This is a genomic window from Pseudomonas sp. H3(2019) (assembly GCF_007713465.1).
Taxonomy (GTDB): Bacteria; Pseudomonadota; Gammaproteobacteria; order Pseudomonadales; family Pseudomonadaceae; genus Aquipseudomonas.
In genome coordinates this window covers 427,651-447,257 of sequence record NZ_VMSG01000001.1, presented here as the reverse complement: position 1 = coordinate 447,257, position 19,607 = coordinate 427,651, and the positions used below count along the sequence as shown (strand labels likewise).

Here is a 19,607-nt window from a genome sequence, read left to right as displayed (position 1 = left end):
CAGTGGATAGGGTGTTATGTCCGGAAAAGCGCAACAGCAGTCTCGTATCAAAGAGTTGATCACCCTTGGTCGTGAGCAGGGTTACCTGACTTACGCGGAGGTCAACGACCACCTGCCGGAGGATATTTCAGATCCGGAACAGGTGGAAGACATCATCCGCATGATCAATGACATGGGGATCAACGTATTCGAGGTTGCGCCAGATAAGGATTCCCTTATGCTGGCCGACGCCGATACCGACGAAGCAGCCGCAGAAGAAGCGGCGGCAGCGTTGGCAGCGGTTGAGACCGACATTGGTCGCACTACCGACCCAGTGCGCATGTACATGCGTGAAATGGGTACCGTAGAGCTCCTCACACGTGAAGGCGAAATCGAAATCGCCAAACGTATTGAAGAGGGCATCCGTGAAGTGATGGGCGCAATTGCGCACTTCCCTGGCACGGTTGACCACATTCTCTCCGAATACACTCGCGTCACCACTGAAGGTGGCCGCCTGTCCGACGTCCTGAGCGGTTATATCGACCCGGACGACGGCATTGCGCCGCCTGCAGCAGAAGTGCCGCCGCCTGTCGATCCGAAAGCCGTGAAAGCGGATGACGACGCCGATGACGACGACGCTGAAGCCAGTGACGACGAAGAAGAAGCCGAAAGCGGTCCGGATCCGGTCATTGCAGCGCAGCGTTTTGGCGCAGTGGCCGATCAAGCGGAAATCACCCGCAAGGCGCTGAAAAAGCACGGTCGTGAAAACAAGCAGGCCATTGCCGAGATGTTGGCGCTGGCTGAGCTGTTCATGCCGATCAAACTGGTTCCGAAGCAATTCGAAGGCCTGGTTGAGCGTGTGCGTAGTGCCCTGGATCGTCTGCGTCAGCAAGAGCGCGCGATCATGCAGCTTTGCGTTCGTGATGCACGCATGCCGCGTGCCGACTTCCTGCGCCAGTTCCCAGGCAACGAAGTTGACGAAAGCTGGACCGACGCACTGGCCAAAGGCAAAAGCAAATACGCTGAAGCCATTGGTCGCCTGCAGGCCGACATCGTTCGCTGCCAGCAGAAGCTGACCGCACTTGAAGTCGAAACCGGCTTGAAGATTGCCGAGATCAAGGACATCAACCGTCGCATGTCGATCGGTGAGGCCAAAGCCCGCCGCGCGAAGAAAGAGATGGTCGAAGCCAACTTGCGTCTGGTGATCTCGATCGCCAAGAAGTACACCAACCGTGGTCTGCAATTCCTCGATCTGATTCAGGAAGGCAACATCGGTTTGATGAAAGCGGTAGACAAGTTCGAATACCGCCGCGGCTACAAATTCTCGACTTATGCCACCTGGTGGATCCGTCAGGCGATCACTCGCTCGATCGCCGACCAGGCCCGCACCATCCGTATTCCGGTGCACATGATCGAGACGATCAACAAGCTCAACCGTATTTCCCGTCAGATGCTGCAGGAAATGGGTCGCGAACCGACTCCGGAAGAGCTGGGCGAACGCATGGAAATGCCTGAGGACAAGATCCGCAAGGTATTGAAGATCGCTAAAGAGCCGATCTCCATGGAAACCCCGATCGGTGATGACGAAGACTCCCATCTGGGCGACTTCATCGAAGACTCGACCATGCAGTCGCCAATCGATGTTGCTACCGTTGAGAGCCTTAAAGAAGCGACTCGCGAAGTTCTCTCCGGCCTCACTGCCCGTGAAGCCAAGGTGCTGCGCATGCGCTTCGGTATCGACATGAATACCGACCACACCCTCGAGGAGGTTGGTAAGCAGTTCGACGTTACCCGTGAGCGGATTCGTCAGATCGAAGCCAAGGCGCTGCGCAAGCTGCGCCACCCGACGAGAAGCGAGCATTTGCGCTCCTTCCTCGACGAGTGATCACAAAACCCCCGGCCCTGCCGGGGGTTTTGCTTTCTGTAGATTAAATCCCCTTCGCTTCGCTCCTGCCGCATAGCCCGTCTACACTCGAAACATTCCCCCCAAGCCATAACGAGACCGTTATGCCCAGACTGCCGGCCATGCTTTTGCTATTGCTGATGACCTGGACCGCAACGGCTGGCGCGCTGACTCTGACCGACGAAGAACGTGCCTGGCTTGCGGCTCACCCGGAACTGCGACTGGGTGTCGACGCTTCCTGGCCACCATTTGAATTTCGCGATGAACAAGGTCGCTATCAAGGTCTTGCCGCTGACTACATCAACATCGTGCGTGATCGCCTGGCAATCAAAGTCACACCCATTGAGCCTGTGAGCTGGACCGAAGTCCTGGAACAGGCCAAACAGGGCAAGCTGGACCTCTTGCCCGGCGTCATGTCGACGCCCGAACGGCAGAGCTACCTCGCGTTCACGCGGCCCTATCTGGACTTTCCGATCGTCATCCTGGCCCATGTGAAAGGCGCACAGCCGCACAAACTGGAAGACCTTTACGGCCTGAAAGTTGCCGTCGTGGAAAACTACGCCCCCCATGAACTGCTGCGCACCCACCATCCTGACCTCAATCTGGTCCCTATGCCCAATGTCAGCTCGACCTTGCAGGCACTGGCCACCGACGAGGTGGACGCGGTAGTCGGCGATCTGGCCTCAAGCGTCTGGGGCCTTCGCCAGCTCAAGCTTGACGGGCTCTACGTCAGCGGCGAAACGCCGTATCGCTACCAACTGGCGATGGGCGTGCCGCGAGATGACAAAATTCTGGCCGGCATTCTGGATAAAGTGCTGGCGGACATGAGCCCCGGAGAAATAAGCGCCATCCAAGAGCATTGGGTCGGAAACGTCCTCGACCACCGCACCTTCTGGTCCGATTTGTTGATGTACGGCCTGCCCGGCGTACTGCTGCTGGTCATCGTGTTAGCCGCGGTGATCCGCATCAATCGCCGCTTGAGTTCGGAGATTTCCCGCCGGGTAGCCCTGGAACAGGAACTGCGCACCAGCGAATACCACTACCGCGGTCTGGTGGAGAGCCTTTCGGCGATAGCCTGGGAAGCGCGAATCAGCGATTTTACGTACAGCTACGTGTCTCCCCATGCCGAAGGCCTGCTCGGCTACCCTTTGTCCCATTGGCTGATTCCGGGCTTCTGGCGCAATATCATCCATCCTGCCGACCTCACACGCGCCCAGGCATTTTGCGATCACGAAGTACTCGCCGGACGCGATCACAGCCTCGATTACCGGGTGATCACTGCCGACGGGCGCTGCCTCTGGGTACGCGACATCGTCAGCCTGATAGAGCACGGCCACGAGCCGATACTGCGCGGGCTGATGATCGACATCAGCGAAGCCAAAAGAACCGAAGAAGCCTTGCGCCTCTCCGAGCAGAAGTTTGCCTCGGTGTTCCAGCAATGCCCGGACATTCTGGTCATTGCACGTCTGTCCGACGGTTGTCTGCTGGAGGTCAACGAGGCGTTCGAAGAGCAAATCGGCCTCACTGCCGAAGAAGTGATCGGACGGACCGCCACCGAGCTGAACATCTGGGGCATCGCCGGTGTCGGCCCCGGGCTCTTGCAGCGCTTGCAAGCCGGCAGTATTCGCAATCTGGAGATGCCCTTTCGTCGCAGCAATGGCCAGGTGTTTACCGGCCTGATTTCCGCCGAACCCTTCCAGCTCGACACCACCCCGGCGCTGGTCGTGGTAGTGCGTGACATCAGCCAGCTCAAGGAAACCCAACAACAACTGCAAACCTCTGAAGAGAAATTTGCCAAAGCCTTCCATGCCTCCCCTGACGGCTTATTGCTGTCACGCGTGAGCGACGGCCTGCTGATCGAGGTCAACGAAGGCTTCAGCCGCATCACCGGCTTCAACAGCGCAATGTCACTGGACCGCTCGACCTTCGACCTCGGTATCTGGGTCAACCTGAATGAACGAAGGCAGATGCTCGACCTGTTGAAGCGCGACGGCTTCGTGCGTGACTTCAGTTGTCATATACGCCGTAACGATGGGCAGATCCGTCTCTGCGAGATGTCCAGCCGGCCGCTGCCGATTGGCGATGACGATTGCATGCTGACCATCGCCCGGGACATCACCGAGCGACATCTGATGCAGGAAAAACTGCAACAGGCCGCCACGGTATTCGAGAGCACCGCAGAAGGTGTATTGATCACCGACACCCAACAGCACATCAGTGCCGTCAACCGCGCGTTTACCGAGATCACCGGCTACAGCGAAACCGAAGCCCTGGGCCACACGCCAAGGCTGCTCGCCTCAGGCCTGCATGACAGCGCCTTTTACGCGGCGATGTGGCATCAACTGACCGCCGAAGGGCATTGGCAGGGCGAAATTTCCAACCGCCGCAAGAATGGCGAGCTGTACCCCAGCTGGCTGACCATCAGCGCGGTGCGCAATAAAGACCGCTTCATCACTCACTTCGTCGCGGTATTTGCCGATATCTCCAGCCTCAAGCACGCCCAAGCCAAACTCGACTATCAGGCCCACCACGATCCGTTGACGGGACTGCCAAACCGGACGCTGTTCGAAAGCCGGCTGCTGACCGCACTCAACAGCCAGCAAGAAAACGGTGGTCAGGGCGCCGTACTGTTTCTGGACCTCGATCGCTTCAAGCACATCAACGACAGTCTGGGTCATCCGGTCGGCGACCTGTTGCTCAAAGGCATCGCGGTGCGGCTCAAGGAGCAACTTCGGGACATCGATACCGTGGCGCGGCTAGGGGGTGATGAATTCATCATCCTGCTGCCGGGCCTGCAACAAGCCAGCGACGCCGACCATATTGCCTACAAGCTGCTGAACTGCTTCACAGCGCCCTTCCAGGCAGGCGAGCACGAGTTCTTTATCAGTGCCAGCATTGGCACCAGCCTCTACCCCAGGGACGGCAACGACGTCGCCACGCTGGTCAAAAACGCCGATGCCGCGATGTACCGCTCCAAAGCCAAAGGTCGCAACAGGGTTGAAAGCTATACCCGCGACCTGACCGCACAGGCCAGCGAACGCGTGGCACTGGAGCATGAACTGCGTCGCGCTATCGAGCGCAATGAACTGACGCTGTTCTATCAACCCAAAGTGAGCCTCAACCACCCGCGCCTGGTCGGCGCCGAAGCCCTGATCCGCTGGCGGCATCCAGCCTTCGGCGATGTGCCGCCCGAGCACTTCATCCCGCTGGCCGAAGAAAACGGCATGATCCTGCAAATCGGTGACTGGGTACTGGAGCAGGCCTGCCTGCAGATGCACGAGTGGAACCAGCGATATGAAGGTTTCGGCCCGTTGTCAGTCAACCTGGCCGGAGCGCAACTACGCCAGCCGAACCTGCTGGTCCGCATCGAACAACTGCTCAAGGACAACCGCCTCAAACCGGGCTTCCTGCAACTGGAAATCACCGAAAACTTCATCATGAGCCAGGCCGAAGAGGCACTTGAAGTCCTGCATCAACTCAAACGCCTGGGCGTGCAGTTGGCCATCGACGACTTCGGCACCGGTTATTCCTCGCTGAGCTACCTCAAACGCTTGCCGCTGGATTTCCTGAAAATTGACCAGTCCTTTGTCCGCGGACTACCGGACGACCCACACGATGCCGCGATCGTCCGCGCAATCATTGCCCTGGGCCGCAGCATGCAATTCACGATCATAGCCGAAGGCGTTGAAACCCACGCGCAGCAGCAATTCCTGACGGCCGAAGGCTGCGAACAGATCCAGGGCTACATCGTCAGCCTGCCTCTACCCGCCGATGAATTCGCCGCAACCTTTCTTCGTATCGCAATTTCAGACTTTTCGGATAGCACAGCCGAGAAACCGTCGCTATAATCCGCGGCCTACTGAGGGCCTATAGCTCAGTTGGTTAGAGCAGAGGACTCATAATCCTTTGGTCCACGGTTCAAGTCCGTGTGGGCCCACCATACTCAAAGCCGCGCATTGCGCGGCTTTCGTGTTTTTGGATCGGCCAACGCGGATGCGGTCCTAGGGGCTAAATTAGGCACAGTGCTGGCTCGCCAGCCGCCTAGGAGCACCCTCTCATGGCAACTCTCGTCAAAACTCCGTCAGACACCTGGAAGGCTCTGATTCGCAAAACTGGCTGGCCAACCGCAGCTAAAACCTTCCGTACCGAGCGTGATGCGGAGGACTGGTCTCGGCGTATCGAAGACGAAATGGTCAGAGGTGCGTACATACAGCGCAGCGGCTCCGAGCGCATGACACTGGAAGCAGCCCTCAAGCGCTACCTGAGCGACATTACCCCCACCCAGAAGCCCACCACTCAGCGTGGCGAAACCTCGAAAGCCAAGAAGCTCATCGAGCACCTGGGCAAATACTCACTGGCTGCGCTCTCCGCTGAAATCATCGCCGGCTATCCCCCAATCAAAAAAAGGTAGTCAGCTACTCGCAGCCTATCTCGCTACGTGCCACCTCTTCGTTAGCCAGTTTTTTGCCAGTCTGCACGGAAATGCGTTTTTGAATTCCCGATAAGGTGGCGGAACTGAAGCGTTCGCAGCTTTCTGTTTCCCACACATCCCCGGTTAAGATGTTAACCGCGAAATGGCCCAGTACATTGGACGCCGCGCCTTTTGGGTTATTGAACACCAAACCGAAGTCATAGTACCCCGCACGAAACAAAGTCCCTTTCTCTTCGCCCTGCCATGGACCGTCAATCCACATATCCGGGTTTGACATCTTGTAGTGCTGGTGTTTCAGCACCACAAGCAGAACCTGTTTGGCTTGATCCGCTGTCAAGCCGGAAGGCCGAATGTTCTTTGCGTTGAGTGATTCCGCAAGCACGGACGAGCAGGCCAACAGGGCAGCAGCAACCACCAATGCTTGCAGCCGACTTATGTACCGCATTGCATTCTCGCTTTCACCATACCAATTGCGTCTTCCACAAGTTTCGCATACCCAAAGCGCCCGCCCGTCTTCGCATCGCCTGTGTTGAAGTGGCTTGTAACAAGGGCTCTGCTAAACTCGCCGGGATCTTTTTTACCGCGTACTGCACTCCCAAATCGCGCCAAAAAAGACTGCCCTGACTGTAAAAATGAGGCGAAAGCAGCAACTTTCATTTTTGGATCGCCCAATGCCGTTATCGTGCCGCTCTGTAAAGGCGCTGGCGCGTGCATCGAGAAAAAATTGTTGCCCTCGGTAGCGAACCGACCTTTCCCGTATTGACTCTCATGTGCGGCAAGGCCAAGAATGTTTTCGATCGGGACGTCAATCTGCCTGGCTAGAGTTTCCGCAGCGATACGGTGTTTAACTACGAACATTACAGCCGATCCAGCATTACACGGATTGCCCAAAACTCTCTCCTTAAGTTAGGTTTATTCAATATGCCATTATGCTCCTACAGCATCAACAGCGCGATCAATTCGCGCCTTCATGGCATAACGCCCCCATTCGGTCGTGCTTAAAAGTTTTCGCTAGTGTGCTGTTTTGAAAATAACTTACCCGCCAGCCTGTGAGGCCATTGCCTCACGGGCTCGCTGTATCTTGTTCAAGATATCCTCTCCCTTCGCATTCCACACATAGCGGGTTGGCTGCGCATTTCGCAATGCCAGGAACGTGGTAATCGAACTCTCCAATTCGCGAACCGAGCTGAAACTGCCCTCGCGTAAGTACACCGTGATGTCACGTGAAAACGCTGGCACCAACAGGTGATTGTGGGGAGTGAGAATCCGGTCAAACGAGCGATCTCTATCCGCAAACAACCTTGGGCTGCCAGCAGGATCAGCCGGGCGCGACGGCCGTCGCGCTGACTGATGGTAGCCGAGCGTACTCGTCGGCTCAGTTCGGCTTGTTCTTCTGGGCTGAGGACGATCTCTTGGGCGTTCACTAGCGTTCCCCCGAGCGCTGAATGACAGAGAAAGTGTAGTATCAGTGGCCGATCAATCCGCTGATTTCTGATACCCAATATGCATGCAGTCAACAGAACATCGAACCGCTATGACGGTAAACACATTGTAATTGTGCATGGTTATACTGCCTCGCCCAATGTGAACTGGTTTCCTTGGTTGGCGGAGGTGCTACGGGCGCAAGGAGCGCGAGTTAGCATTCCAGCTATGCCTGATTCGTTCAATCCCGATCCAATAAAGTGGGCATTGGCGTTGCAGCAATCACTGCCAGCAGCCGACACAAACACAATCCTCATAGGGCATAGTCTTGGATGCATCACTGCTCTACGGCATTTGTTGTCCTTACCCGCACACACCCTAGCTGGCGGAGTCTTGCTGGTCTCCGGCTTCGATAGAACGGTGTCTAAGTTGCCAGAACTACACGCCTTCACAGATGCACCGCTAGACCACGCGGAGGTTTGCCGTCGTACGCAGAAAATCATCTCGCTGTTTTCCGACAACGATTCAATTGTTGAGCCGGCAGCATCGATCGAACTTTCCCGCAATCTCAACGCCGAGCAACAAGTCGTTAGTGGCGGCGGACACTTTCTCGATCGCGAGGGATTTGTACAGTTTCCAGAAGTACATGCAACTGTTGCGAGGCTTCTTGAGCACGAGACACAGGTTTAGCCGCTGGGGTATCCCAGTCAGTGTTTGCGTTCGCCGAAGACATTCGACAGCTGCCTTGGAATGAGAAACGGAGATTCACATGGGAGTTCTGTGAGCCTGCTCCCCTTTTCCGGCAACGTGTAACATGCTCGCCCACCGAAACGTGCCGCCGGAGATGACCTTGCCTGATACACGCCCTCCCGTCCTCGACGAAATCGACCGCCAGTTGATCGCGGCCTTGCAGATCAATGCCCGTGAAAGCGTGGCCATGCTCGCCCGGCAATTGGGGATTGCACGCACCACGGTGACCTCACGACTGGCACGGCTGGAAAAGGCTCGGGTCATTACCGGTTATGGCGTGCGGCTTGGGCAGCGGGTGGTCGATGGCGGTTTGCAGGCTTATGTCGGGATCACCGTGCAGCCGCGCTCTGGCAAGGAAGTGCTGCGTCGGCTCAGCGCCATGGCGCAGGTCCAGCAGTTGTGTGCGGTCAGTGGCGAATTCGATTACGTGGCCTGGCTGCGAACTGATTCACCGGAACAACTCGACCAGTTGCTCGACCAGATCGGCAGCGTCGATGGCGTAGAAAAAACCACCACTTCGATCATCCTCAGCAGCAAGATTGACCGCGGCCAGCCAGTTTGACCGATACACTCGTCACATTGCATCAACAACCTGCAGAACGACGACACATTGCGTCTTATTAACGTGCTCTACGCTCCCTAGAATGGCGACAGTCTTTTCCTATACTCAGCACCGAGTGCGAGTCGCCAGCAAGGTCAGCCATGAACAAGAACAATCGCCATCCTGCAGACGGTAAAAAACCAGTCACCATTTTCGGCCCGGACTTTCCATTCGCCTTTGACGACTGGATCGAACACCCAGCCGGTCTAGGCAGTATTCCTGCGCACAACCACGGCGCGGAAGTAGCGATTGTCGGCGCCGGCATCGCAGGTCTGGTAGCCGCTTACGAGCTGATGAAGCTGGGCCTTAAACCGGTCGTGTACGAAGCGTCGAAAATGGGCGGCCGTTTGCGCTCCCAGGCCTTCGAAGGCGCTGAAGGGATCATCGCCGAGTTGGGCGGCATGCGCTTCCCGGTGTCGTCCACAGCGTTCTATCACTACGTTGACAAGCTCGGTCTTGAAACCAAGCCTTTCCCTAACCCGCTGACGCCTGCCTCCGGCAGCACCGTCATCGACCTGGAAGGCCAGACCCATTACGCACAGAAGCTCGCCGACCTTCCTGCACTGTTCCAGGAAGTGGCCGACGCCTGGGCGGATGCACTGGAGGACGGCTCACGCTTTGGCGAGATTCAGCAAGCGATCCGCGATCGCGATGTACCGCGCCTCAAAGAGCTGTGGAACACCCTCGTTCCGCTGTGGGATGACCGGACCTTCTACGACTTCGTCGCCACCTCCAAAGCCTTCGCCAAGCTGTCGTTCCATCACCGCGAAGTGTTCGGCCAGGTCGGCTTCGGCACCGGCGGCTGGGACTCGGACTTCCCGAATTCGATGCTGGAAATCTTCCGCGTAGTCATGACCAACTGCGACGATCACCAACACCTGGTGGTCGGCGGTGTGGAGCAGGTGCCGCTGGGCATCTGGCGCCATGTGCCGGAGCGCTGCGCTCACTGGCCGGGAGGCACCAGCCTTAGCTCGCTGCACAACGGTGCACCACGCACCGGGGTCAAACGCATCGCGCGCGCCGCCGACGGCCGCTTCAGCGTGACCGACAACTGGGGTGACACCCGCGAATACGCCGCTGTGCTGACCACCTGCCAGAGCTGGCTGCTGACCACTCAGATCGAGTGCGAAGAGTCGCTGTTCTCGCAAAAAATGTGGATGGCCCTGGACCGCACTCGCTACATGCAATCGTCGAAAACCTTCGTGATGGTCGACCGGCCATTCTGGAAAGACAAAGACCCGGAAACCGGTCGCGACCTGATGAGCATGACCCTCACCGATCGCCTGACCCGTGGCACCTACCTGTTCGATAACGGCGACGACAAGCCAGGCGTGATTTGCCTGTCGTATTCGTGGATGAGCGACGCGCTGAAAATGCTTCCGCAACCGATCGAAAAACGCGTGAAGCTAGCGTTGGATGCATTGAAGAAGATCTATCCAAAAGTCGACATCGCCGCGCGCATCATCGGCGACCCGATTACGGTGTCCTGGGAAGCCGACCCGCATTTCCTCGGTGCATTCAAAGGCGCCCTGCCCGGCCACTATCGCTACAACCAGCGGATGTACGCGCACTTCATGCAACAGGACATGCCTGCTGAGCAGCGTGGGATTTTTATCGCTGGCGACGACGTTTCGTGGACACCGGCCTGGGTCGAAGGCGCGGTACAGACCTCGCTCAACGCGGTATGGGGCATCATGAATCACTTCGGCGGTAAAACCCACGTCGAAAACCCAGGCCCGGGCGATGTGTTTCATGAAATCGGCCCGATTGCCCTGCCCGAGTAAGAGGACTCCGAAATGCGCGTAGCGCTCTACCAATGCCCGCCGCTGCCGCTCGACGTTGCCGGCAATTTGCAACGCCTGCAAAAGCTTGCGACAGAGGCCAAAGGCGCCGATCTGCTGGTGTTCCCGGAGATGTTCCTGACCGGCTACAACATCGGCGCCGAAGCGGTTGGCGCATTGGCCGAAGCGCAAGACGGCGCATCAGCGCAGTACATTGCGAGCATCGCCAAGGCTTCCGGTATTGCCATTGTGTATGGCTATCCGGAACGCGCCGAGGACGGGCAGATCTATAACGCCGTGCAGTTGATCGACAGCCGGGGCCAGCGTCTGGCTAACTACCGCAAGACTCACTTATTCGGCGAACTCGATCATTCGATGTTCAGCGTTGGGCCGGATGAGTTTCCATTGGTGGAGCTCAATGGCTGGAAGCTGGGCTTTTTGATCTGCTACGACCTGGAGTTTCCGGAAAACGCCCGGCGCCTGGCGCTGGCCGGTGCCGAGCTGATTCTGGTGCCGACGGCGAACATGATTCCCTACGACTTCATCGCCGATGTCACCGTGCGCTCGCGGGCCTTCGAGAACCAATGTTACGTGGCGTACGCCAATTACTGTGGCCATGAGGGTGAGATCCACTACTGCGGTCAGAGCAGCATCGCCGCACCGGATGGCAGTCGCATCGCCCAGGCCGGCCTGGATGAAGCGCTGATCGTTGGTACGCTGGATCGGCAGTTGATGCTCGATTCTCGCGCCGCCAATCGCTACTTTCTCGATCGTCGGCCAGAGCTCTACGGCGAGCTGAACAAGCGCTGATCCTATGTTTTCGCTAGCATGAGCACTTCTTAAGTAGCGGAAGTGCTCATGCCTGCGCCGACCCACCTTCACCCTCATGGAGAAACCCTTGCCAACGGCCTGCGGGTTTCACTTCGTCATGCGCCCGGTTTGAAACGCTGCGCCGCTGTTTTACGGATTGCCGCCGGCAGCCACGATGCGCCGCTGACCTGGCCCGGGTTGGCGCATTTTCTTGAACACTTGTTCTTTCTCGGCACCGAGCGTTTTCCGGCAAGCGATGGGGTGATGGCCTACGTGCAACGTCATGGCGGGCAACTGAACGCCAGCACTCGCGAACGCACCACCGACTTCTTCTTCGAATTACCGCCTCAGGCCTTTTCTGGAGGGCTTGAGCGCTTGTGCGACATGCTCGCCCACCCGCGTCTGGATCCGGACGATCAGTTGCGTGAACGGGAAGTCCTGGAAGCCGAATTCATCGCCTGGTCTCAGGATCCTGAGGCGCAACGACAGGTCGCATTGTTCGACGGGCTTGCATCAGATCATCCATTGCGCGGTTTCCATGCCGGCAATCGCGACAGCCTGGCGGTGCAGCAGCCTGAGTTTCAACAGGCGCTGAAGACCTTCTATCAGCGCTTCTTTCAGACTGGCCAAATGACCTTGAGCCTTGCCGGTCCGCAGTCTGTGGATGAATTGCGTAGCCTGGCCGAACGCTTGAGCGCCGACTTCGCCGTCGGTAAACAGCAACCGCAAAGCGCCCCGCCCGCGTTGATGGCAACCGCAAACCATCGTTATCAACTGGCTGATGAACGCCGACTCAACCTGCTGTTTGCATTCGAAGCCTTACCGAACGTATCCCGTGAGGCGCTGGATTTTCTCTGCACCTGGCTGAATGCGTCGAAACCGGGAGGTTTGTTTGCCGAATTACGCCATCGCCAACTGATCGACAGCCTGAAGGTGGCGCCGTTGTACCAATTCGCCGGGCAAGCGCTGCTGCAGGTCGAGTTCAACCTGACGGCCAGTGCCGCAACGCAGACCGGGATAGTCCGTGAGCTGCTGGGTGATTGGTTGAGCTTCTTCGCCGACGCTGCCGACGGGTCCGAACTGCGCGAAGAATATGCCCTGCTGCAACAGCGCAAGCGTCAAACCAGCAACGCCTTGGCACTTGCCCGACTGGACAGTGAGAATTTGGAGCAGGAATTGTCGGAGTCGGCTGTCATTGCCCTTAAAGCCATAGTGCAGCAGATAAACCCGACACCTGTGGATAACCTGGATGTCGTTTGGCAACTACCGCCCTCCAATCCGTTCCTGCGTTCGGCCGAAGCCCAGGCACCGGCCGGTTTGATCCGTGGACAAACCAGCGCCCATCGCGGCTTGCGCACGTTTGCCCAGGATCGCACGCGCAGTCGCCGTGAACGCTCGCCGATGCAGTTCAGTCAGGCTCTCGCAGACGATAACGGCGAAGCGGTGGTTTGCCTGCGTTGGCGCCTCGACTCCGCACCGCCAGCCAATCTTCAGCCGACACTGGCCCGCAGCCTGCAAGGCCTGTGCGATGACGCCCGTCAGGCGGGCGTTGAGCTGTCCTTCAACGAAACAGGCAATCAATGGTTGCTGAAGATGAGCGGATGGCATGAGCCGATGCCGGCGATTCTCGAACAGGCGTTGCAGTGCCTGAGCAACCCCGCCGCCGATGCCTGGCTCAATACCGAATCGTCAGCGCCGCTGATTGCGATTCGGCAGTTGCTTAAGGTATTGCCGGTACATTGCCTGGGACAGGATTCACAGCCGACATCGCAGCCGGCCAGTGCTGATGACCTACAGCAAATCTGGGCCGGTGCACGCTGGGATGGATTGGCCGCAGGTCTGCCGACAACCGTTCAAACGGCAATCACCCGCGCCCTGAGCCGCGTGCCTGGCATTCCCGACGGCGAGATGACCGCGCCGGTCTCCATTGCCGGCCAGCACCTCTGGAGCGAAGTACCGAGCAACACCCACGAGCATGCACTGCTGCTGTTTTGCCCAACACCCACTCAGGAACTGGCCGACGAAGCTGCGTGGCGCCTACTGGCGCAACTCTGCCAAACGCCGTTCTATCAGCGCCTGCGAGTCGAACTGCAATTGGGCTACGCGGTATTCAGCGGTGTCCGTCAGATCAACGGACAAACCGGGCTGCTATTCGGCGTGCAATCGCCGAACGCGCCGGTGAAAGAGATCCTCGAACACATCGAAGCGTTCCTGAAGCAACTGCCCGAACTCATCTCGACGCTCGATGGAGCGTCCTTGATCAATCAACGCCAGACCCTGGCCGAACAACTCGACGGCAATGCCATGCCACTTGCCCAGGCCTTTGACCTGCTGTGGCAGGGCAAGCTGGGTGGCCATTCGTCGGATTACCTGTCGCAGTTGCAACAGGTCGTGTTGCTGCTGGATCGCACAGCGTTGCTCGACGCGGCAAGGCGCTTGATGGATGCAGCAGGTGGCCGCCGATGCTTGGCCACTGATGCCTGCCCGGATGGCACCTGGCAACCGACAGTCCGATCATTACCGGGGCTGTAATGGGCTTTCTTCGAGAGATGTCTCCAATTTGCAGAAACGTTTCAGTAACATAGCCCGGCAAGCCTCTGAACATCTCCTGCAGGAGGTGGACTATAGGTATAGAGTGAATTTTCTCACGAGCCTGAAGGAACGTTTTTATGACTTGGTCCAAACCTGCTTACACCGACCTGCGTATCGGTTTTGAAGTCACCATGTACTTCGCCAGCCGTTGATACTGCCCTTGGGTAGAACATGCGGTACAACGCCTCGGCCCGTCCGGGGCGTTTTTATTTTCAGCGTTGAAGTGATGGAGCAACCATGTTTGTCCAGATTCTAGGTTCCGCCGCTGGCGGTGGTTTTCCGCAGTGGAACTGCAACTGCGTGAACTGCGCAGGTTTTCGCGACGGTAGCCTGCGGGCTGAGGCGCGCACCCAGTCGTCCATCGCGATTTCCGATGACGGCGTGAACTGGGTCCTGTGCAACGCCTCGCCGGACATTCGCGCGCAGCTCCAGAACTTCGCCCCGATGCAACCGGGCCGCGCCCTGCGTGACACCGGCATCAGCGCGATCATCCTGATGGACAGCCAGATCGACCACACCACCGGCCTGCTGAGCCTGCGCGAAGGTTGCCCGCATCAGGTCTGGTGCACCGACATGGTCCATGAAGACCTGAGCACCGGCTTCCCGCTGTTCACCATGCTCACCCACTGGAATGGCGGGTTGAACTGGAACCGCATCGAGCTCGACCAGAGCTTCATTGTCCCGGCCTGCCCGAACCTGCGTTTTACCCCATTGCCACTGCGTAGCGCTGCACCGCCCTACTCGCCACATCGCTTCGACCCACACCCGGGCGACAACATCGGGTTGATCGTCGAAGACCTGCATACCGGCGGTAAATTGTTCTACGCGCCAGGGCTGGGCAAGGTCGATGCACCGCTGCTGGAAATCATGACGGGCAGCGATTGCCTGCTGGTGGACGGCACGCTGTGGGACGACGATGAAATGCAGCGCCGTGGCGTCGGCACCCGCACCGGCCGGGAGATGGGCCATCTGGCACAGAACGGCCCCGGCGGTATGCTCGAAGTGCTGGAGCAACTGCCACAGCAGCGCAAAGTGCTTATCCACATCAACAACACCAACCCGATCCTCGATGAGGACTCGGCCGAGCGCGCCGAACTGGTTCGACGCAATGTTGAAGTGGCCTACGATGGCATGAGTATCGAGTTGTAAGAAATGGCCCCTTCGCGAGCAGGCTCGCTCCCACAGGGGTCCGAATCGGACCCGACTTTCTGCGCACAGCAGGTCTACTGTGGGAGCGAGCTTGCTCGCGATGAGGTCGGCAACAACACCCCATATCTACGGTTGTTCCCCCGGAGAACCGAAATGACTGACACACCACTCTCCCCCGCCGAGTTCGAACAGGCGCTTCGGGCGAAGGGCGCCTACTACCACATCCATCACCCGTATCACGTGGCAATGTACGAAGGCCGGGCGACCCGCGAGCAGATCCAGGGCTGGGTCGCCAACCGCTTCTACTATCAGGTGAACATCCCGCTCAAGGACGCTGCGATTCTGGCCAACTGCCCGGACCGTGAAGTCCGTCGCGAGTGGATTCAGCGCCTGCTCGACCACGACGGTGCACCGGGTGAAGACGGCGGCATCGAAGCCTGGCTGCGCCTCGGCCAAGCCGTTGGCCTGGACCCGGAGCAACTGCGCTCCCAGGAGTTGGTGTTGCCCGGTGTGCGTTTCGCGGTGGATGCCTACGTCAACTTCGCCCGTCGGGCCAGTTGGCAGGAAGCCGCCAGCAGCTCGCTGACCGAACTGTTCGCACCGCAAATCCACCAGTCACGCCTGGACAGCTGGCCGCAGCATTACCCGTGGATCGATCCGGCCGGTTATGAGTATTTCCGCACCCGGCTGGGCCAGGCGCGACGTGATGTCGAGCACGGTCTGGCGATCACCCTGCAGCACTACACCACGTATGAAGGCCAGCAGCGCATGCTGGAAATTCTCCAGTTCAAACTGGACATCCTTTGGAGCATGCTCGATGCCATGAGCATGGCGTATGAACTGAACCGCCCGCCTTATCACAGCGTGACCGCGCAACGGGTCTGGCATAAAGGGATCGCCTTATGAGTTTCGACCGCAGCAAGACCCCGAGCTGGCGTCCCGGCTACCGCTTCCAGTACGAACCGGCGCAAAAAGGCCATGTGCTGCTGTACCCGGAAGGCATGATCAAACTCAACGAAAGCGCCGCGCTGATTGGTGGCCTGATCGACGGAGAACGTGACGTCGCAGCGATCATTGCCGAACTGGATGCCCGGTTCCCCGGCGTGCCCGAGCTCGGTGACGACATCGAGCAATTCATGGAGGTCGCCCGTGCAGAGCACTGGATCGAGCTTGCCTGAATCAGCGGCGCTGCCATTGCCGCCCAAACCCGAGATCGGCCTGCCGCTATGGCTGCTCGCCGAGCTGACCTACCGTTGCCCTCTGCAATGCCCCTACTGCTCGAACCCGCTGGACTTTGCCGAGCAAGGAAAAGAACTCAGCACCGAGCAGTGGCTCAAGGTGTTTCGCGAAGCGCGGGAAATGGGTGCTGCACAGTTGGGCTTCTCCGGTGGCGAGCCGCTGGTGCGTCAGGACCTCGCCGAGCTGATCGCCGAGGCCCGCAAACTGGGCTTCTACACCAACCTGATCACCTCGGGGATTGGCCTCACCGAGCAGAAAATCAGCGACTTCAAGAAGGCCGGTCTCGATCACATCCAGATCAGTTTCCAAGCCAGTGACGAACAGGTGAACAACCTGCTGGCCGGCTCGAAAAAAGCCTTCGCGCAGAAGCTCGAGATGGCCCGCGCGGTAAAAGCCCACGGCTACCCGATGGTGCTGAACTTCGTCACCCATCGGCACAATATCGACAAGATCGACCGCATCATCGAGCTGTGCATCGCCCTGGAGGCCGATTTCGTCGAGCTCGCCACCTGCCAGTTCTACGGCTGGGCCCAGCTCAACCGCGTCGGTTTGCTGCCGACCAGGGAACAACTGGTGCGCGCCGAGCGCATCACCAACGAATACCGCGCCAAGCTCGAGGCCGAAGGTCACCCGTGCAAGCTGATCTTCGTCACCCCGGACTACTACGAAGAACGCCCCAAAGCCTGCATGAACGGTTGGGGCAGCATCTTCCTGACCGTGACCCCGGACGGCACCGCCCTGCCGTGCCACGGCGCACGACAGCTGCCGGTGCAATTCCCGAACGTGCGCGATCACAGCATGCAGCACATCTGGTACGACTCGTTCGGCTTCAACCGCTTCCGCGGTTACGACTGGATGCCCGAACCGTGCCGCTCCTGCGACGAGAAAGAAAAGGACTTCGGCGGCTGCCGTTGCCAGGCCTTCATGCTCACGGATGACGCGAGCAATGCCGACCCGGTGTGCAGCAAGTCAGAACATCACGGCGTGATCCTCAAGGCCCGCGAAGAAGCCGAGCACGCCACCCAGACCATCGAGCAACTGGAATTTCGCAATGAACGGAACTCACGCCTCATCGTTAAAAGCTGAACCCTTGAGCGCCCTCAAAGCCGTAGCGGCCGGCGTCGATTTCACTGACTTGTGCGTTGGCGCTCAGGGTGTGTTCTGGAATGAGTACCGCCCCGAAGATGGCGCCTGCCGAATCTGGCACTGGCGCGACAACACCGCCCGTTGCCTGACCCCGCCGGGGTTCAGCGCACGCAGTCGGGTTTATGAATACGGTGGCGGATCGTTTTGCCTGAGCGATGACGGCGTGGTCTTCGTCAACGAGACAGATCAGCAGTTGTATCGGCAATCGTTGGCCGGTGAAATACCGCAGGCGCTGACCGTTGGTGAATGCCGTTACGGCGATCTGCAATTTGCCGGCGGGCAGGTACTCGCCGTCGAAGAACAAGGCAATCAGCATCGCCTGGTGGTCATTGATCCGGCAGACGGCAAACGTCAGCTGTTGGCCGAAGGCGCAGACTTTTACTCGGCGCCGACCCTGAGTCCGGATGCCGGGCGGTTGGCCTGGATCGAATGGAGCCGGCCGCATCAACCCTGGACCGCGACCCGCTTGATGATCGCCGAGCGCGACACCAACGGCGCTTTCGGCCGGCCGCGCTGCGTAGCGGGTGACGCGTCTGAAGAGTCCTTGCAACAGCCTCGCTTCGATGATGCCGGCCGCCTGTATTGCCTGACCGATCGCGCCGGATTCTGGCAGCCGTGGGTCGAAACCGGATCTGGTTTGCAGCCGTTGCCCAGCTGCGACGCCGATCATGCTCCGGCGCCGTGGCAGCTTGGCGGTTGCACCTGGTTGCCGCTTGACGAAAAGAGCTACCTGGCGAGCTGGACCGTGGAGGGTTTCGGACGCTTGGGGCTGTGCTCTGGCAATTCCACCGAGGATTTCACCGGCGACTACAGTCGCTTCCGAAATCTGGCGCTGGATCAGGAGTCTGTCTACTGCATCGCGGCTTCGCCGGTCAGCCCCTCCGCGGTGATCGCCATCAACCGCAAAAGCCATCAAGTCCGGGTGTTGGCGGGCGGAGTGGCACCGCTGCCCGCCAAGCACATCAGCCAGCCGCAAACACTGCGCTACCCCAGCGGTGCCGGCGAGGCCCATGGTTTCTTTTATCCGGCCATGACCGATGTCGCCAAACCACCGTTGCTGGTGTTTATTCATGGCGGGCCGACATCGGCGTGCTACCCGATGCTCGATCCGCGAATCCAGTACTGGACACAACGCGGCTTCGCGGTCGCCGACCTTAACTATCGCGGCAGTAGCGGTTACGGTCGCGCCTATCGGCAGGCGCTGCACCTGAGCTGGGGCGAAGTGGATGTCGAAGACGCCTGTGCGGTGGTCGCCTACCTCGCCGGGCAAGGTTTGATCGACGGCGATTACGCGTTCATTCGTGGTGGCAGTGCCGGCGGTTACACCACGCTCTGCGCGCTAGCATTTCGGGACGTCTTCAGCGCGGGCGCCAGTTTGTACGGCGTCAGCGACCCGGCGGCACTGAGCCGCACCACCCACAAATTCGAAGGTGACTATCTGGACTGGCTGATCGGCGATCCGCAGCAGGATGCCGAGCGCTACGCCACCCGCACACCACTGCTGCACGCGAGTGAAATCCGCGTGCCAGTGATCTTCTTCCAAGGCGAACTCGACGCTGTGGTGGTGCCGCAACAGACCCGCGACATGCTCAAGGCTCTGCAAGACAACGGCATTCCCGCCCAGGCCCATTACTACCCGGAGGAACGCCACGGTTTTCGCAAGGCAAATAATCAGGCCCATGTACTGGAGCAGGAATGGCTGTTTTATCGCGCGGTGATGGAGCAGAAGAACGCGTGAAAAAAACGCCCCATGCCAAAAGAGTCAGGCATGGGGCGCTGCGTTATACCGCGAGACGGTTAGGG

General features: G+C 59.0%; 15 protein-coding genes, 1 tRNA gene and 2 pseudogenes. 15 read left to right on the top strand and 3 right to left on the bottom strand.

The features are described from left to right. Positions 1-16: 16 nt before the first annotated feature. The 4 genes and pseudogenes from rpoD to FPT12_RS02155 form a co-directional block, all read left to right on the top strand. Complete coding sequence (rpoD, locus tag FPT12_RS02170; RefSeq protein ID WP_145014432.1) at positions 17-1,864, top strand: RNA polymerase sigma factor RpoD; 1,848 nt, start codon at positions 17-19, stop codon at positions 1,862-1,864. Between the two features lie 122 nt (positions 1,865-1,986). Then, positions 1,987-5,730, top strand: coding sequence for a bifunctional diguanylate cyclase/phosphodiesterase (locus tag FPT12_RS02165; protein WP_145014431.1), 3,744 nt, complete (start codon positions 1,987-1,989; stop codon positions 5,728-5,730). Between the two features lie 15 nt (positions 5,731-5,745). Then, a tRNA-Ile gene (locus FPT12_RS02160) sits at positions 5,746-5,822 on the top strand. A gap of 117 nt (positions 5,823-5,939) precedes the next feature. Next, positions 5,940-6,272 (top strand): annotated as a pseudogene (locus FPT12_RS02155) (site-specific integrase); the annotation flags it as partial. Positions 6,273-6,297: 25 nt separating this feature from the next. On the opposite strand, the gene FPT12_RS02150 reads toward FPT12_RS02155, so the two are convergent. The 3 genes and pseudogenes from FPT12_RS02150 to FPT12_RS28260 all read right to left on the bottom strand — a co-directional run. Next, positions 6,298-6,759 (bottom strand): hypothetical protein, encoded by a 462-nt coding sequence (locus FPT12_RS02150; protein ID WP_145014429.1) that lies wholly within the window; start codon positions 6,757-6,759, stop codon positions 6,298-6,300. After that, on the bottom strand, positions 6,747-7,172 hold the full coding sequence (locus FPT12_RS02145) for a glucosaminidase domain-containing protein (protein ID WP_145014428.1): 426 nt from the start codon (positions 7,170-7,172) through the stop codon (positions 6,747-6,749). The genes FPT12_RS02150 and FPT12_RS02145 overlap by 13 nt, the downstream gene beginning before the upstream one ends. Positions 7,173-7,349: 177 nt before the next feature. Next, a pseudogene (locus FPT12_RS28260) lies at positions 7,350-7,556 on the bottom strand (IS630 family transposase); the annotation flags it as partial. A gap of 261 nt (positions 7,557-7,817) precedes the next feature. Between FPT12_RS28260 and FPT12_RS02135 the strand changes: the two are divergent. From FPT12_RS02135 to FPT12_RS02085, 11 genes are all read left to right on the top strand, one after another. Then, positions 7,818-8,426 carry an alpha/beta hydrolase gene (locus tag FPT12_RS02135; RefSeq protein WP_145014427.1) on the top strand — a complete coding sequence of 203 codons (609 nt, stop codon included), beginning with the start codon at positions 7,818-7,820 and terminating at the stop codon, positions 8,424-8,426. A gap of 160 nt (positions 8,427-8,586) precedes the next feature. Beyond that, complete coding sequence (locus tag FPT12_RS02130; RefSeq protein WP_008067391.1) at positions 8,587-9,048, top strand: Lrp/AsnC family transcriptional regulator; 462 nt, start codon at positions 8,587-8,589, stop codon at positions 9,046-9,048. A gap of 140 nt (positions 9,049-9,188) precedes the next feature. Beyond that, a complete protein-coding gene (locus FPT12_RS02125) occupies positions 9,189-10,871 on the top strand; it encodes an NAD(P)/FAD-dependent oxidoreductase (RefSeq protein ID WP_145014426.1) in 1,683 nt (560 codons plus the stop codon). Between the two features lie 12 nt (positions 10,872-10,883). Then, entirely contained in the window at positions 10,884-11,678 is a 795-nt protein-coding gene (locus FPT12_RS02120) for a carbon-nitrogen hydrolase family protein (protein ID WP_145014425.1), read from the top strand. Positions 11,679-11,726: 48 nt separating this feature from the next. Then, entirely contained in the window at positions 11,727-14,210 is a 2,484-nt protein-coding gene (gene pqqF, locus FPT12_RS02115) for a pyrroloquinoline quinone biosynthesis protein PqqF (protein ID WP_145014424.1), read from the top strand. Between the two features lie 137 nt (positions 14,211-14,347). Beyond that, entirely contained in the window at positions 14,348-14,422 is a 75-nt protein-coding gene (gene pqqA, locus FPT12_RS02110) for a pyrroloquinoline quinone precursor peptide PqqA (RefSeq protein WP_003194766.1), read from the top strand. An 85-nt stretch (positions 14,423-14,507) separates the two neighbouring features. Beyond that, entirely contained in the window at positions 14,508-15,419 is a 912-nt protein-coding gene (gene pqqB, locus FPT12_RS02105; RefSeq protein ID WP_145014423.1) for a pyrroloquinoline quinone biosynthesis protein PqqB, read from the top strand. A 153-nt stretch (positions 15,420-15,572) separates the two neighbouring features. Further along, complete coding sequence (gene pqqC / locus FPT12_RS02100) at positions 15,573-16,325, top strand: pyrroloquinoline-quinone synthase PqqC (RefSeq protein ID WP_019693948.1); 753 nt, start codon at positions 15,573-15,575, stop codon at positions 16,323-16,325. Further along, positions 16,322-16,597: a pyrroloquinoline quinone biosynthesis peptide chaperone PqqD gene (gene pqqD, locus FPT12_RS02095; protein ID WP_145014422.1), complete on the top strand. Its 276-nt coding sequence runs from the start codon at positions 16,322-16,324 to the stop codon at positions 16,595-16,597. The genes pqqC and pqqD overlap by 4 nt, the downstream gene beginning before the upstream one ends. After that, entirely contained in the window at positions 16,569-17,744 is a 1,176-nt protein-coding gene (gene pqqE / locus FPT12_RS02090; protein ID WP_145014421.1) for a pyrroloquinoline quinone biosynthesis protein PqqE, read from the top strand. Before pqqD ends, pqqE begins: the two co-directional genes overlap by 29 nt. Beyond that, positions 17,710-19,542 carry a S9 family peptidase gene (locus FPT12_RS02085; protein ID WP_145014420.1) on the top strand — a complete coding sequence of 611 codons (1,833 nt, stop codon included), beginning with the start codon at positions 17,710-17,712 and terminating at the stop codon, positions 19,540-19,542. The genes pqqE and FPT12_RS02085 overlap by 35 nt, the downstream gene beginning before the upstream one ends. The last annotated feature ends 65 nt before the right edge of the window (positions 19,543-19,607 follow it).